This is a genomic window from Roseateles sp. GW821-FHT09H11, from assembly GCF_059415845.1.
Window position 1 is genome coordinate 657,361 of record NZ_JBWKOA010000001.1, and the last position, 14,544, is coordinate 671,904.

The window sequence follows — 14,544 nt, forward strand, 5'->3', positions numbered from 1 at the left end:
TCACCTCCCAGTGCTTGTCTTGCGGCCGCGCGCCTTCCCGGTCCGCCGGTCAGCCTTCGCGACCTTCCCGGTCTCCGCCGCCTGCCGACGGTCGCACGCGGCGCAGTACGCGCGCAGCCGATGCAGTCTGGCGAAGGCGTTGACGCCCTCGTCGTCGTCCTGCCCGGCGCCGAACAGATACTCCAGGCGCCTGCGCTGGCGAACGCCGTCCTTCAGGTGCCGCGCGATGTGGTACTTGACCTGGCCGTATTGATCGAAGACCAGCGTACCCGCGCCGTATACGGTCAGTGCGGTCGTCGTGTCGATGCCCTCCGGGCGAGGATCGACGTCGCAGGTGTTCCCCAGTTCCGAGCCGAAGATGTCCGCGCGGCAGATGTACTCGCAGATCGTCTCGCGCAGGACAAACCCCTCCGGACCCGCGCGCACGCTCGGACGGACGGAAACGACCTCGGTGTCCGACCGGTCATCGACGTGCAGTACTTTCCGGTTCTCCCAGATGAAACGGAAGACCTCTTCCGCGTCCCGCAGCATCGATTCGAAGTTGGTGCGCCGGTATTGAATCTGCGCCTGGTCCTCGAACCCTGACCAGCAGCCCTGCGCATCGGTGCGATCCGCCGGCGGCGTGATGCCAAACGACGCGAAGGCGTCGAGTACCGCGTCACGGTAGCGATAGCGGCTGTCATCGGGAGCAACCTCGGCATCCACGGTCAGCAACGCGGCAAGGTAATCGCCGAATTCCAGGTCCAGCGGCGGGCAGTAGTCCAGCGCCCGGATGGCCATCGTCAGCAGGTGGTCGGCCACCTTGGCGCCTTCCGCGGCCACCTCGTCCAGGTTGTAGAAGCCGTCGTCGAAAGTGCCCAACTCCTCGATGCGCGCTCGCCATAGTCGGAGCAGGGCGCGCATCATGGCGGCCACGAGAACCTCTCCGCGCGTGTGGGCTTCGGCATAGTCCGGATCGTCGAGGATCGTCTGCGACGGCTCGATCTTCACCGAGCGTCGCAACGCGTTCGCGCGCAGCTCGCCGATCGCGCGGCCGAACTGCTCGGCCAGACCCGACAGCGCGCCATCGGCGAGCGCTTCGGTTGTCAGCGCCTCGCCATGGATCAGCCGCCTGGCGCCGCGTCGGACCAGCCACTTTCGCCGCTTGCCCGCGGCATGATCGACCTGACACAGCGCGATCTCCACCACCTCGCGCAACGAGAAGACCGAGAGTAGCGCCACCACGTCCGCAAAGCCTTCGTGAAACGCGGCCTGATCGGGACCGGACAACGTGAGAAAACCCTCGCGCAGGCCGTCGAGCACGGCATGGGTAGTCTCGTGAACCACGATGTCGTGCGAGAGCGCCGTGAACACCCAATCGCCGTCGACAGCCCCCTCCGACGGAAAGTAGCCGAACATGAGGGCACGATCCTCGCGGGAATAGAAGGCATTGGCGTCGACGAAGGCATGCGGTGCGACGTGCAGTTGGTGACCCCCGAACCCCCAGCCCACGCGGCGGCCCAAGGCGCGTTCAAACCTCGCCAGCGTGCGCATGACCAGCGCATACACGTTCTGAGCATGAAAGGCGGGATCGTCCAGCAAGGCTTGTTCAGCGTGCTTGCGATCCGCCCCGTCCGGCGCCGGCAGGCTTGCGCCATAGTCATCGATCAGACGTCCTTCGTCGTCCTCCCGGTATTCGTGGGCCCGGTACAGCACGCCGCGTTCGGCGTCGTAGTCGACGACCTTGACCCTGTATCCCGTCGGTCCCCATGTGAGCCGTTCCAACGGCACTTCGACCCTGGCGAATACCCGCTCGCCTGCCGGGCCGGTCACGCCGGGATCCTGGGCCAGTATCAGGAAGGCCTGCTTGCCCGGTTTGATCATCGACATCTTCGCCTCCTCACTGTCTTGTTCGGTTCGACCTGCCGGCTCGTCCAGCATTGCGGACCCGCAGTGCGGCGATTGGAACAAGCGCGCCCCGAGCCCGGCAAGCGGGGTCTGGCGCGTGCGACGCGATTCACCATCAATCTTGATGATCTTCCAAGGTCCGCGTTGCGCGGCGTACCCTTCGCCAAGCCACGGCCCAATGCGCAATGCGCCTCGGTCCTACACCGCCAGGATGGACGCTGCGTTAGGCTAATCGCGGACACCCTATCGAAGGAGCCCCCCATGGAAGCGACCAACCACCAGTTCCACGAGCTGTTCGACCAGCTCGGCCTGCCCTCCTCCGAGGCCGAGATCCGCGAGTTCATCGGCCAGCACCGCCCCCTGCCCGGCGACGTCAAGATCACCGAGGCGCCGTTCTGGTCCGAGCAGCAGTCGCGCCTGCTCAAGGAGCTGCTGCTGCAGGACGCGGATTGGGCGGAGGTCGTCGACCAGCTGAACGTCGCGCTTCACTGAACTTCCGGGGCCACGCGCGTCGCTGGTCTCGACGGGCTCAAGGCGATCGACGCGATCGGCCCCTCGCGCTCCGAGCGCCCGCCTCGGGAGCGCCGACGAATCGCAAGGAGGCATGCCTCATGTTCGACCTGCACGTCCACTGGTGGGAGCTGCTCGCCCGCGCGGCGCTCATCTACCTGGCGCTGTTCCTGATGGTGCGCTTGTCGGGCAAGCGGACCATCGGGCAGTTCACCCCGTTCGACCTGCTGGTGGTGATGCTGCTCAGCGAGGCCGTGAGCAACGGCCTGAGCGGCGGCGAGGACTCGGTCACCGGCGCGTGGATCCTTGCCGCGACACTGATCGTGATGAACGCCTTCATCGGCTTCCTGGGCTCCCGGAGCAAGCGCCTGGAGGCGCTGCTGGAAGGGTCCCCCGTGCTCATCGGACGCGACGGCGAATGGTTCCCGCAGGCGCTCCGCCGCCATCGGCTCGGCACGGCGGATGTCGAGAAGGCGCTGCGCGAGGCGGACTGCGAGCTCGAGGAACTGCACATGGGCGTGCTCGAAAGCGATGGCAGCATCAGCATCCTCAAGCGCAAGTAGGTTCTCCCCATTCCGCATGCCAGGTGCCGCAAGAATCGACTACTCCAGCTCGCCCGTCGACCTGGCGCGTTCCCTGATCGGCTGGACGCTGCTGGTCGACGGCGTGGGCGGACGCATCGTCGAGACCGAGGCCTACGACATCGATGACGAGGCCTCCCACAGCTTCCGCGGCATGACGGCGCGCAACGGGGCGATGTTCGGCCCGCCGGGTTCCACCTACGTCTACCGCTCCTATGGGTTGCACTGGTGCTTCAACATCGTGTGCCGGGAGGTCGGCCACGGCGCCGCCGTGCTCATCCGCGCCCTGGAGCCCACGCATGGCCTGGATCTGATGCGGCAACGACGGCGAGCCGAAGATTCACGCCAACTCTGCTCCGGTCCGGGCAAGCTGGCGGAGGCCCTGGGCATCACAGGCGCGCTGGATCGCCATCGGATCGACCAGCCGCCGTTCGCCGTCCTCCCTCCGGCGTGCGACGCGGAGGTCGCTTGCGGAGCACGCATCGGCATTTCGAAGGCGCAGCACCTGCCGTGGCGCTTCGCACTGGCGAAGTCAGCGTTCCTCAGCAGAAAGGTCTGAACTTCCCCGGCGTGGGTCCGGTTGCCGTCAACCGGGAGCTGGCCGCGAAACCCATGTCCGCACGGCGCCGCCGGGCGCCGACGTTCACCGGTAGGCGTCTTCCGCCAGTTCGCACAGCTGTCCGCACCCGATGGGCTTGCTGACGTGCAGATCGAACCCGGCGCTGGCGACCAGGACGCGGTCGCTCTCCTGGGTCCGGGCGGTCAGAGCGACGAGCCGGGCGGGAGCCTGGACCTCGGTGCCCCGGATGCACGCCGCGGTCTCGTAGCCGTCCATGCCGGGCATGTCGATGTCGAGCAGGACCAGGCGTGGCCGCAGCAGCTCCGCCAGCAGGACGGCCTCGGTGCCGCTGTAGACGGCGCAGGCGCAGAAGCCGTAGGCGTCCAGCAGCGCGACGAGGGTATCGGCCGCATCCCTGTTGTCGTCGACCACGAGGATGCGGCACGGGGCGGTCGAATGCTTGGGCTCCATGCCTCCACAGGGCAAGGCGCGGGCCAAGCCCCTCGCTCAAGTAGCATGTCCGCCCATGAGCCTGCCCCACCCGACGCCCTCGCCTTCCCCCACGGAGCGCCTGCGCTGGCTCGACGGCGGCGGCGACATGGGCGCGCGCATGCGGGCCATGGACTGGCGCGACCAGCCGCTGGGGCCGCCGGAAACCTGGCCCCAAAGCCTCCGGTCGGCCGTCAGCATCTGCCTCGGCTCGCGTTTTCCCATGGTGGTGCTCTGGGGCCCGCGGCTCGTCATGCTCTACAACGACGCCTATGCGCCGCTGCTCGGCGACAAGCATCCCGGCGCGCTCGGCTGCAGCATCCACGAGGTGTGGACCGAGATCGCCGACGTCATCGCGCCGCTGATGGCCGGCGTCATGGCCACCGGCGAGGCGACCTGGGTCCCCGACGGATTCCTGGCGCTGGAGCGGCACGGCGCGGCGGAGGAGACCTATTTCTCCTATTCGTTCGGCCCGGTGCGCGTGGAGGACGGCAGCGTCGGCGGCATCCTCGCCGTCACGATGGAAACGACGCAGCGCGTCGTCAGCGAGCGGCGGCTCGCCTTCCTCAAGGCCCTGGCGGATGCCACCGCCGGCGCCACCGATGCCCTGGACGTGTGCACGCGGGCGATGGTCGCGCTGGGCGCCGGCACGCCGGACATCCGGCACGCCGCCGTCTACCTGCGCCAGCCCGGCCGTGGCGACCGGCGGGTCGCGGAGACCGCGTCCGGAGGCGGACCGCGGATCGCCTGGGCCGCCGAGTTCAGCGGTGAGGCACCGGATGTCCCCTGTTCGATCGCCGTGCCCATCCAGATCGAGGGCCGCGCCGAGCGGCTGGGCACCCTCGTCGCCGTGCTCAATCCGCAACGGCCGCTGGACGACGACTACCGCGAGTTCATTGCGCTGATCGGCCGGCAGGTCGCGCGCGCCATCTCGGACATCAACGCCCTGGAGCGGGAACGCGCCCGCGTCCATGCCGAACAGGAGCTCCGCCGCATCTTTGAACAGGCCCCCAGCTTCGTGTGCATCATGAAGGGGCCGGACCATGTGTTCGAGTTCGTCAACCGGGCCCATCTGCAGTTGTTCAACAGCGCGGCGTGGCTCGGCAAGCCGGCGCGGGAAGCCTTCCCCGACATCGCCGGCCAAGGCTATTTCGAGCTGCTCGACGGCGTGTACCGGACCGGCAACCGTTTCGTCGCGGCGTCCGCGCCGCTGCGCTACCGCTACGCGCCCGAGAGCGCCGAGGAAGAGCGCCTGCTGGACTTCATCTTCGAGCCCATCCGCGACGAGGGCGGCCGCATCACCGGCGTCTTCTGCGAAGGCTTCGACGTGACCGCGCAGCGGCGCGCCGAAGCCGCCCTCGCGGCGGCGCTGCAGCAGACGCAGGGCCAGCGGCGGCTGTACGAGGCCATCCTGGCCAACACGCCGGACCTGGCCTACGTGTTCGACCTGTCCCACCGCTTCGTCTACGCCAACGAGGTGCTGCTGCGGATGTGGGGCAGGACCTGGGACGAAGCGATCGGCAAGAACTGCCTGGAACTGGGCTACGAGCCCTGGCATGCGGCCATGCATGACGAGGAGATCGACCGCGTCGTCGCCACCGGCCAGCCGGTCCGCGGCGAGGTGCCGTTCGCGGGTGCCTTCGGGCGGCGCATCTACGACTACATCTTCGTGCCCGTGCTGGGGACCGACGGCGAGGTGATCGCCGTGGCCGGCACCACGCGGGACATCACCGAGATCAAGGCGATGGAGGAGACGCTGCGCAGCCAGGCGGACCAGTTGCGCGAGAACGACCAGCGCAAGGACGAGTTCCTCGGCATCCTGGCGCACGAGCTGCGCAATCCGCTGGCGCCGCTGATGAACGGCCTGGAAGTCTTCCGCCGCCTGGCGTCGCGGGACGAGCCCGCCCTTCAGAAGGTGCAGGCCATGATGGACCGCCAGCTGGTGCAGATGGTGCGTCTCATCGACGACCTGCTGGACATCACGCGGATCTCCAGCGGCAAGATCCGCATGAGCAGGTCTCGCCTGGCGCTGGCCGAGGTGTTGCAGGCGGCCGTCGAGACCAGCCAGCCGGCGATCGACCAGTCGGGGCACACCCTGACCCTGTCCGCGCCCGGTCGCCCCGTCTTCGTCGACGCGGACGCGACGCGGCTGGCGCAGGTGTTCCTGAACCTGCTGACCAACGCGGCCAAGTTCACCGCGCCCGGCGGGCACATCCAGATCACGACCGAGCGGCACGGGAGCGAAGTCGTCGTCACGGTCCGCGATGACGGAGAGGGCATCCCGCCCGACATGTTGTCGAGGATCTTCGACATGTTCGTCCAGGTGGACCGCTCGCAGGAGCGCGAGCGCGAACGCAGCGGGCTGGGGATCGGGTTGTCGCTCGCCAGAGGGCTGGTCGAGCTTCACGGCGGCAGCATCGAGGCCCGCAGCGACGGCCCGGGGCAAGGCAGCGCCTTCATCGTGCGTCTGCCGGCGGCCGCCGATGCCGACCGGCCGGCCGGCGAGGACGACCGACCCGCCGACCCGGACACCTTCGCCGGGCGCCGCGTGCTGATCGCCGACGACAACGTCGACGCCGCGGACAGCCTGGCCCTGCTGGTCGAGCTCATGGGCGCCCAGCCGCGCGTCGTCCACAACGGCCTGGACGCCGTGGCGCAGGCCGGGCAGTTTCAACCGGAGCTGGTGCTCCTCGATCTCGGCATGCCGGGGCTCACCGGCTACGAGGCGTGCGCCAGGATCAAGGCGTCGCCCTGGGGGCGCGACATGATGGTGGTCGCGCTGACCGGCTGGGGGCAGGAGAAGGACCGCCGCAAGTCGCGCGAGGCGGGTTTCGACGCGCACCTCGTGAAGCCGGTCAGCACCGAGGCGATCAAGGCGCTGATGGCGTCGAACGTCCCGGCGCCGTGCGATCCCGCGCGGCAACACCTCGTCGCGAGCCCAGACGCTGCGCATAGAGCCACGTGAATTCGGCGCCGACCAGGAACACCTGGGCCGAGTAGTAGACCCAGACGAACACGACGGCCACGGAGCCGGCCGCGCCGAAGCCGCTCGCCACGCCGGTCTTGCCGATGTACAGGCTGATCAGGATGCGACCGATGGTGAACAGCGTCGCCGTGACCGCGGCGCCGACCCAGACGTCGGACCAGGCCACCTTCACGCGCGGCATGACCTTGTAGATCAGGGCGAAGACCGCCGCGGTCATGGCGAAGCCGACGACGGCGTTGAGGCTCTGCAGCAGCCATTCCCAGCCGCCGAACCAGCCGCCCCACCACTTGCCGAGCGCCGCGACCACGGCGCCGGTCACCAGGGAGACCAGCAGCAGGAAGGCCACGCCGACGATCATCCCGAAGCTGAGCAGACGGGCGCGCACCAGCGTCCAGACGCCGCTCGTCCGGTGGCGCACCGGCGCGCGCCAGATCCGGTCGAGCGCGTCCTGCAGTTCGCCGAAGACGGTCGTCGCGCCGATCAGCAGCACCCCGACGCCGAGCACGGTGCCCAGGATGCCGGTGCTGGGCTTGCTGACGTTGCTGAGCACCTCCTGGATGCCCTTGGCCGCCTCGGGCCCCATCACGCCCTCGATCTGGCCGAACAGCTCGCCGCGCACGGCGTCCTCGCCGAAGACCAGCCCCGCGATCGAGATGACGATCACCAGCAAGGGCCCCAGCGAGAACACGGTGTAGTACGACAGCGCCGCCCCCATGCTGGGCGCGTAGTCGTCGATCCAGGCCGACAGGGAATCCACCATCAGCGACCACCAGGTCTTGAGCGAGCGGCCCGACCAGGAAGGGACGGCGTCCGCCGCGCCCGCGGCATGGCCGGTGTCCTCGGCGCGCGCGGCGTCCGGGACGTTCGCGACGTTCGCGACGTTCGCGACGTTCACGGAGAGGGTCGATGGGTCCGGCGATGGCGGTGTCATCCCTTCCCCCGGCAACGGGCGCGCCCAGCCTCGACCTCGATCGATGCCTTGCCCATTCATCGCCCCCGCAGCAGGATTGGGCAAGACAAAGGCAGCATCGTGCGTTGCCCTGGGAGCGGGCGGCGACGAACAATCCACCTCATCGACACGAATCCTCGTTCACCCCTTGCGGAGCCGACAGCCATGAACAACTTCAGCCTCAACACGCCCACCAAGATCCTGTTCGGGAAGGGCCAGATCGCCGAGCTCGGCCGGGAGATCCCCGCGGACGCCCGCATCCTCGTCACCTACGGCGGCGGCAGCATCAAGAAGAACGGCGTGCTCCACCAGGTGCGCCAGGCGCTGGCCGGCCGCACGGTGGTCGAGTTCGGCGGCATCGAGCCCAACCCCACCTTCGAAACGCTGATGAAGGCCGTGGAGGTCGTCAAGGCCGAGCGGATCGACTTCCTGCTGGCCGTGGGCGGCGGCTCCGTCGCGGACGGCACGAAGTTCATCGCCGCCGCCGCGCTGTACGACGCGGCCCGCGACCCGTGGGAGATCCTGCTGACCCGCGGGGCCAAGGTCACTGGCGCCGTGAAGATGGGCGTCGTGCTGACGCTGCCGGCCACGGGCTCGGAATCCAACAACGGCGCCGTCATCAGCCGTCAGGCGACGGGCGACAAGCTGCCGTTCTTCTCGGCCTTCACCTACCCGGTGTTCGCGGTCCTCGACCCGGTGACGACCTACAGCCTGCCCGCGCGCCAGGTGGCCAACGGCGTCGTGGACGCCTTCGTCCACACGGTCGAGCAGTACCTGACCTACCCGGCGGAAGGCCGGATCCAGGATCGCTTCTCCGAAGGCATCCTGCTCACGCTGATCGAGGAAGGTCCGCGGGCGCTGACCGAGCCGGAGAACTACGACGTCCGCGCCAACGTGATGTGGAGCGCGACGCAGGCGCTGAACGGCCTGATCGGTGCCGGTGTTCCGCAGGATTGGGCAACGCACATGATCGGCCACGAGCTGACCGCGATGCATGGCCTCGACCACGCGCAGACGCTGGCGATCGTGCTGCCGTCGGTGCTCGAGTACAAGAAGGAACAGAAACGCGCGAAGCTGCTGCAGTACGCGGACCGCGTCTGGGGCCTGCGCGACGGCAGCGAAGCGGCGCGCATCGACGGCGCGATCGCGGCCACGCGGGCCTTCTTCGAGCAACTGGGCGTCGGCACGCGCCTGTCCGCCTACGGGCTGGACGGCAGTTCCATCCCGGCGATGATCGCCAAGTTGAAGGAACACGGCGGCACCGCGCTGGGCGAGCACCAGGACATCCGGATCGAGGACAGCCAGCGCATCCTCGAAGCCGCCCGTTGATCGCCGGCTGATTCCTCACCGAGCCTTCGCTGACTCCCCGCTTTCGTGGCGCACGCGGCCTGCAGACCGCGTGCGCCCGAAGCCTTTTGAAGCACCCATGGCGACCATCCTCAACGACAGCATCCGCCAGCGGATCATCGACGCCGCGACCCGCTACCGGTCCGCGTCCTTCTCCACGCCGTCGCCGGTGGCCGGCGTCCGGATCCTCTATTCCGAGACCTCGCACCCGCGCACGCCGGTGCTCTACGAGCCGTCCATCGTCATCGTGGCGCAGGGCGCGAAGGTGGGTTTCGTCGGCGAGAAGACCTTCCGCTACGACGCGGACAACTACCTGCTGCTGACGGTCCCCCTGCCCTTCGAATGCCAGACGATCGCGAGCAAGACGAAGCCCTTCGTCGGCGTATCGATCGACATCGACACGGCGGTGCTGCAGGAGTTGCTGATCGACCTGGAGGACGAGGGCCTCGACCGCCGCGCGAGCCTGGAGTGCACCGGCGTCAACAGCGCGGCGTTCACCGAGGAAGTGCTCTGCGCCATCGAACGCCTGTTCGACGCGATGCACCAGCCGCGCGACGCGAAGGTGCTGGGCAAGCTCATCCTCAAGGAAATCATCTATCACGTGCTGTGCGGCGACAGCGGCGCGGCGCTCCAGGCGCTGGCCAACCGGCACACGCATTTCGCGCAGGTGACGAAGGCGCTGCAGCACATCGAGTCCCACTACGCCAAGCCGCTCAGCGTCGAGCAACTGGCGGGCCTGGTGAACATGAGCGTGTCCGCCTTCCATCACAACTTCAAGGCGGTGACCAACACCTCGCCGCTGCAGTACGTGAAGAGCTACAAGCTGCACAAGGCCCGGCTGATCATGCTCAACGAAGGTGTGAAGGCCGGCGTCGCGGCCACGCGCGTGGGTTACGAGAGCCCGTCCCAGTTCAGCCGCGAATTCAAGCGCTACTTCGGCGCCACGCCGGTGGATGAGGTGGCGCGGCTGAAGGCGTTCAGTCCGTCGGTCAGTTGACCCGCAAGCGCTAGCGGCAGCGGGCGGCCTTCGTCAGGCCCTTGCCGTTCATTACAATTTTTGTTGTAATGTTGATCATGGACAAGACAACTGCCCTGGCCGGACTCGGCGCACTCGCTCATCCCATTCGACTCGACGCGTTCCGCGCCTTGGTGGTGGCGGGTGAGCACGGCCTGACCCCGGGTGCCCTCGTCGAGATGCTCGGCATCGCCTACGCCAAGCTGGGCTTCCATCTGAAGGACCTCGCCGAGGCGGGGCTGGTGACCTCCGAGCAGGTCGGGCGCAACGTGGTCTATCGGGCCGTGTACCCGCAGATGAACGCGCTCCTGGCCTACCTCACCGAGAACTGCTGCCAGGGCGCCGCGTGCGCCGTGGCGCCGACCTCGGCCCGTTGCGGCTGCTGACAGGGGATCCACCATGGCATCGACGCTCTGCAACGTGCTCATCCTCTGCACGCACAACTCCGCGCGCAGCGTGCTCGCCGAGGGCATGCTGAATCATTGGGCGAAGCGGCTCGGCAAGGAGGTTCGTGGCTTCAGCGCGGGCAGCGCGCCCAGCGGCCGCCTCAACCCGTTTGCGCTGGAGGCCTTGCAGGCCGCCGGCGTCGACACCGCGGGCTATCGCAGCAAGAGCTGGGACGAGTTCAGCGCGCCGGACGCGCCGCCGCTGTCCATCGTCATCACCGTGTGCGACAGCGCCGCCGCCGAGCAATGTCCCGTCTTCTTCGGCGGGACAGGACAACCGGTCAAGGTGCACTGGGGCTATCCGGACCCGTCCGACGCCGAAGGCGGCGATGAAGGCAAGCGCCGCGCGTTCGAGCTCACGCGGCAGGCCATCGGGTATCGCATGCTGCAGCTGGTGCAGTTGCCCTTGTCGACGATGAGCCAGGCGGACCTCCAGCAGGCGCTGGGCGAGATCGCCCGGAGCTGACGCGATGACACTGTCCCGCAAGCTGCTGGCAGAGGCCTTGGGATCGGCGCTGCTGCTCGCCGTCGTGATCGGCTCCGGCGTGATGGCGGAACGCCTCTCCGGCGGCAACGCGGGCATCGCGTTGCTGGCGAACGCCCTGGCCACGGTGGGCGGCCTGTACGTCCTGATCGAGGTGCTCGGCCCCGTCAGCGGCGCCCACTTCAACCCCGCCGTCAGTGCCGTGATGGCCTGGCGCGGCGAGCTCGCCAGGAGCGCGCTGCTGCCCTACGTCGCCGCTCAACTGCTGGGCGCCGTGCTCGGCGCCTGGCTCGCCCACGCCATGTTCGACCTGACCCTGCTGCAGTTCTCGACCAAGCTGCGCAGCGGCACGGGCCAGTGGATCGCCGAGGGCGTCGCCACCTTCGGGCTGTTGCTGGTCATCCTGCGCGCGCCTCCCGCGCGCGTGGCGGCGATGGTCGCAGCCTATATCGGCGCGGCCTACTGGTTCACGGCATCGACGTCCTTCGCCAATCCGGCGGCCGTCTTCGGTCGCATGTTCAGCGACAGCTTTGCCGGCATCGCGCCGGCCAGCGCACCGGGCTTCATCGTCGCCGAACTGGTCGGCGCCGTCCTCGCGGCAGGCGTGCATCACCTGTTGTCGCCCCCTCGGATCGTCGATCGCGACGCCTCCTCCACCCCATCGACGCCTGCACCCCATGTCTGAACGCCTCTTTCCCGATGCCACGTTCCCGGCGCTGACCGACGGTCTGCTGGACCTCCCCACGCCGGATCGCCTGACGGTGCCGTCACCCTCCGCGCATCCACCGCGCATCCTGATGCTGTACGGCTCGCTCCGCGAGCGCTCCTACAGCCGGTTGCTGACCTTCGAAGCGGCGCGCCTGCTCGAAGCCATGGGCGCGGAGGTCAGGATCTTCGATCCCTCCGGCCTGCCTCTGCCGGACGACGCGCCCGATGCGCATCCGAAGGTGCGGGAACTGCGTGAGCTCGCCGCCTGGTCCGAGGGCATGGTCTGGTGCTCCCCCGAGCGGCATGGCGCCATGACGGGGATCATGAAGACGCAGATCGACTGGATCCCCTTGTCATCGGGCTCGGTGCGACCCACGCAGGGCAAGACGCTGGCGGTGATGCAGGTGTCCGGCGGGTCGCAGTCGTTCAACGCCGTGAACCAGCTGCGGGTGCTGGGCCGCTGGATGCGCATGCTGACCATCCCGAACCAGTCGTCCGTCGCCAAGGCCTTCGCCGAGTTCACGGACGAGGGTCGGATGAAGCCCTCCCCCTACTACGACCGCGTGGTCGACGTGATGGAGGAGCTGTTCAAGTTCACCTTGCTGACGCGCGATCTCGGTCCCTACCTGACGAGCCGCTACAGCGAGCGCAAGGAGAGCGCTGAGGAACTGGCCAAACGTGTCAACCTGAGTGCGGCGACGGGATGCGCGCCTGCGGCAGGAGCACCCGGCTGCGGCTGCGCAGCCGCTTGCAGTCCCTGAGCGCGCGCTCCCGTCCACGCCACGTCAGAAGTTGCTCCATTCATCGCTGTCGCCTGCCGCCACTGCCGTGCGGCGCGGCGTCGGGGCGTGGTGTGACGCCCCCGGCTGCCGGAGAGTCTGAGGCAATCGAGCCGGTCCCGCGGGACGATCGATGGCAAGGTGCCCCCTGCGATTCGACTGCTGCGTCGCACGGTCGGCGACGGACGGACGCCCGCCCTTGTCCAGCGAGAAGACCGAGACGGCCTGCACCAGTTGAGAGGCCTGGACGCGCAGGCTCTCCGCGGCCGCGGCGCTCTGCTCGACCAGCGCGGCATTCTGCTGGGTCACCTGGTCCATCTGGGTGACGGCCTGACCCACTTGACCCACACCGGCGCTTTGCTCATGGCTGGCGGAGCTGATCTCGCCCACGATGTCGCTGACCCGTCGGACGGCTCCGACCACCTCTTCCATCGTCTGTCCCGCGCGATCCACCAGGATCGAGCCTTGCTCGACCTCATCGACGCTCGCGGAAATGAGGGTCTTGATCTCCTTCGCCGCCTGCGCGCTGCGCTGTGCGAGATTGCGGACTTCGCTGGCCACCACGGCAAAACCGCGCCCCTGCTCGCCGGCCCGGGCGGCCTCGACGGCCGCATTGAGCGCCAGGATGTTGGTCTGGAACGCGATGCTGTCGATCACCCCGATGATGTCCGAGATCTTCCTGGAGCTCTCGTTGATCCCCTTCATCTTGCTGACGACCTCGCTGACCACCTCGCCCCCCTTGATCGCCACGGTGGAAGCCCCCAGCGCCAGCTGGTTGGCCTGCTGCGCGTTGTCCGCGTTGTTGCGCACCGTGGTGCCGAGCTGGTCCATCGTCGCCGCCGTCTGTTGCAGGGCGCTCGCCTGTTCCTCGGTACGCTGGCTGAGATCCGCGTTCCCGGTCGCGATCTCCGACGAACCGTTGGCAATGGAGTCCGACACGTCGCGCACCTGCGCGACGATGGCCGAGAGGCTGGCCTGCATGGCGCCGAGCGACGCCAGCACACTGCCCGCCGGCGCCACGTCCGCGCCGACGACGGGACTCAGATCGCCCTCGGCGACCTTGCGCGCGGCAATGCTCAGATCCGCCGGTTCGGCGCCAAGGGCGCGCGACAGCCGTCTGACGATGAACAGGCCGGCCAACGCCGCCGCCGCGAAGGCGATGGCACACGCCACCAGCAACAGGTTCCTTTCGACCTCGAACTGCTGCGCGGCCGCCTGAATCATCTGTTCCGCGCGTCGCTCCGTGTACTGGGAATACGCGTTCGTCTCGTTGACCAAGGCGGCCAGGAGAGGACGGCATTGCTCATTCATCTTGAGCACCGCCTGCTCCGTCTGCTTCTTGAGCGCAAGATCCACGATCGCCAGAGCGACCGGTGCGTACTTCTCCTCGATGCGGGCAATGCCCTGGATGAGGTCGCGCGCCTTCTCCGGGACGCCTTCCGCCGCGCCCATCTGCACCAGCTTGGCCATGTGCTCGGTCACGTCCTTGTGAGCCCGCATGACCTCGTTCTTCTCTGCCTCGAGATCCTCGGGCTTGCTCACCAGCACCAGATTGCGGGCGGCGATGGCACGCCGATCGACGGCAGTGCGCACGTGTTCCGCCATGGTGGCTCGGGCATTGATGCCCTGGACAAAGCTGACGAAGTGCTCATTCGCGTCATGGAGCGCCTTCAGCGACAACCCCGCCACCAGGAGCATCAGCAGCGCGAGGCCACTGAATGCCGCGATCAATTGGCTCCGCACGGTCAGTTGCCTGCGGCTGACCATCGTTGAATCCGTCGTCATTTCTGCGCTCCTCGTTCGT

General features: G+C 68.3%; 14 protein-coding genes. 10 read left to right on the top strand and 4 right to left on the bottom strand.

From position 1 onward, the window contains the following. The gene (locus AC07PR_RS02510) at positions 1-1,869 is read right to left on the bottom strand and encodes a gluzincin family metallopeptidase (RefSeq protein ID WP_483106377.1); all 1,869 of its coding nucleotides are present in this window, start codon (positions 1,867-1,869) and stop codon (positions 1-3) included. Between the two features lie 279 nt (positions 1,870-2,148). Here AC07PR_RS02510 and AC07PR_RS02515 point away from each other — a divergent pair, with 279 nt between their 5' ends. From AC07PR_RS02515 to AC07PR_RS02525, 3 genes are all read left to right on the top strand, one after another. After that, entirely contained in the window at positions 2,149-2,379 is a 231-nt protein-coding gene (locus AC07PR_RS02515) for a DUF2789 domain-containing protein (protein WP_377155107.1), read from the top strand. 119 nt (positions 2,380-2,498) lie between these two features. Continuing rightward, complete coding sequence (locus AC07PR_RS02520) at positions 2,499-2,960, top strand: DUF421 domain-containing protein (protein ID WP_377155108.1); 462 nt, start codon at positions 2,499-2,501, stop codon at positions 2,958-2,960. Between the two features lie 16 nt (positions 2,961-2,976). Further along, positions 2,977-3,537 carry a DNA-3-methyladenine glycosylase gene (locus AC07PR_RS02525; protein ID WP_483106376.1) on the top strand — a complete coding sequence of 187 codons (561 nt, stop codon included), beginning with the start codon at positions 2,977-2,979 and terminating at the stop codon, positions 3,535-3,537. Positions 3,538-3,621: 84 nt separating this feature from the next. Here AC07PR_RS02525 and AC07PR_RS02530 read toward each other — a convergent pair whose 3' ends face one another. Beyond that, a complete protein-coding gene (locus tag AC07PR_RS02530; RefSeq protein ID WP_483106375.1) occupies positions 3,622-4,008 on the bottom strand; it encodes a response regulator in 387 nt (128 codons plus the stop codon). Between the two features lie 55 nt (positions 4,009-4,063). Here AC07PR_RS02530 and AC07PR_RS02535 point away from each other — a divergent pair, with 55 nt between their 5' ends. Beyond that, on the top strand, positions 4,064-6,991 hold the full coding sequence (locus AC07PR_RS02535) for a hybrid sensor histidine kinase/response regulator (RefSeq protein WP_495134295.1): 2,928 nt from the start codon (positions 4,064-4,066) through the stop codon (positions 6,989-6,991). Here the strand turns inward: AC07PR_RS02535 and AC07PR_RS02540 are convergent. Then, positions 6,897-7,907 carry a YihY/virulence factor BrkB family protein gene (locus AC07PR_RS02540; RefSeq protein WP_495134296.1) on the bottom strand — a complete coding sequence of 337 codons (1,011 nt, stop codon included), beginning with the start codon at positions 7,905-7,907 and terminating at the stop codon, positions 6,897-6,899. The two genes, AC07PR_RS02535 and AC07PR_RS02540, sit on opposite strands and share 95 nt — an antisense overlap. A 219-nt stretch (positions 7,908-8,126) precedes the next feature. Here AC07PR_RS02540 and yqhD point away from each other — a divergent pair, with 219 nt between their 5' ends. From yqhD to arsH, 6 genes are all read left to right on the top strand, one after another. After that, positions 8,127-9,290 (top strand): alcohol dehydrogenase, encoded by a 1,164-nt coding sequence (yqhD, locus tag AC07PR_RS02545; protein ID WP_495134297.1) that lies wholly within the window; start codon positions 8,127-8,129, stop codon positions 9,288-9,290. A 97-nt stretch (positions 9,291-9,387) separates the two neighbouring features. Beyond that, positions 9,388-10,305, top strand: a complete 918-nt coding sequence (locus tag AC07PR_RS02550) for an AraC family transcriptional regulator (protein WP_495134298.1) — start codon at positions 9,388-9,390, stop codon at positions 10,303-10,305. A 77-nt stretch (positions 10,306-10,382) separates the two neighbouring features. Then, positions 10,383-10,709 (top strand): ArsR/SmtB family transcription factor, encoded by a 327-nt coding sequence (locus AC07PR_RS02555; protein ID WP_495134299.1) that lies wholly within the window; start codon positions 10,383-10,385, stop codon positions 10,707-10,709. Between the two features lie 13 nt (positions 10,710-10,722). Next, a complete protein-coding gene (locus tag AC07PR_RS02560; RefSeq protein ID WP_495134300.1) occupies positions 10,723-11,235 on the top strand; it encodes an arsenate reductase ArsC in 513 nt (170 codons plus the stop codon). 4 nt (positions 11,236-11,239) lie between these two features. Then, positions 11,240-11,938, top strand: coding sequence for an aquaporin (locus tag AC07PR_RS02565; protein WP_377155117.1), 699 nt, complete (start codon positions 11,240-11,242; stop codon positions 11,936-11,938). Further along, the gene (gene arsH / locus AC07PR_RS02570) at positions 11,931-12,722 is read left to right on the top strand and encodes an arsenical resistance protein ArsH (RefSeq protein WP_495134301.1); all 792 of its coding nucleotides are present in this window, start codon (positions 11,931-11,933) and stop codon (positions 12,720-12,722) included. The genes AC07PR_RS02565 and arsH overlap by 8 nt, the downstream gene beginning before the upstream one ends. Before the next feature lie 24 nt (positions 12,723-12,746). On the opposite strand, the gene AC07PR_RS02575 is transcribed toward arsH, so the two are convergent. Continuing rightward, positions 12,747-14,507, bottom strand: a complete 1,761-nt coding sequence (locus AC07PR_RS02575) for a methyl-accepting chemotaxis protein (protein ID WP_495134302.1) — start codon at positions 14,505-14,507, stop codon at positions 12,747-12,749. Between the last annotated feature and the right edge of the window lie 37 nt (positions 14,508-14,544).

Coding starts and splice junctions, on each gene's coding strand:
- yqhD (WP_495134297.1), top strand. CDS start 8,127: ATGAACAACTTCAGCCTCAACACGCCCACCAAGATCCTGTTCGGGAAG.
- AC07PR_RS02550 (WP_495134298.1), top strand. CDS start 9,388: ATGGCGACCATCCTCAACGACAGCATCCGCCAGCGGATCATCGACGCC.
- AC07PR_RS02560 (WP_495134300.1), top strand. CDS start 10,723: ATGGCATCGACGCTCTGCAACGTGCTCATCCTCTGCACGCACAACTCC.
- AC07PR_RS02515 (WP_377155107.1), top strand. CDS start 2,149: ATGGAAGCGACCAACCACCAGTTCCACGAGCTGTTCGACCAGCTCGGC.
- AC07PR_RS02525 (WP_483106376.1), top strand. CDS start 2,977: ATGCCAGGTGCCGCAAGAATCGACTACTCCAGCTCGCCCGTCGACCTG.
- AC07PR_RS02510 (WP_483106377.1), bottom strand. CDS start 1,869: ATGTCGATGATCAAACCGGGCAAGCAGGCCTTCCTGATACTGGCCCAG.
- AC07PR_RS02520 (WP_377155108.1), top strand. CDS start 2,499: ATGTTCGACCTGCACGTCCACTGGTGGGAGCTGCTCGCCCGCGCGGCG.
- AC07PR_RS02530 (WP_483106375.1), bottom strand. CDS start 4,008: ATGGAGCCCAAGCATTCGACCGCCCCGTGCCGCATCCTCGTGGTCGAC.
- AC07PR_RS02535 (WP_495134295.1), top strand. CDS start 4,064: ATGAGCCTGCCCCACCCGACGCCCTCGCCTTCCCCCACGGAGCGCCTG.
- AC07PR_RS02575 (WP_495134302.1), bottom strand. CDS start 14,507: ATGGTCAGCCGCAGGCAACTGACCGTGCGGAGCCAATTGATCGCGGCA.
- AC07PR_RS02565 (WP_377155117.1), top strand. CDS start 11,240: ATGACACTGTCCCGCAAGCTGCTGGCAGAGGCCTTGGGATCGGCGCTG.
- AC07PR_RS02555 (WP_495134299.1), top strand. CDS start 10,383: ATGGACAAGACAACTGCCCTGGCCGGACTCGGCGCACTCGCTCATCCC.
- arsH (WP_495134301.1), top strand. CDS start 11,931: ATGTCTGAACGCCTCTTTCCCGATGCCACGTTCCCGGCGCTGACCGAC.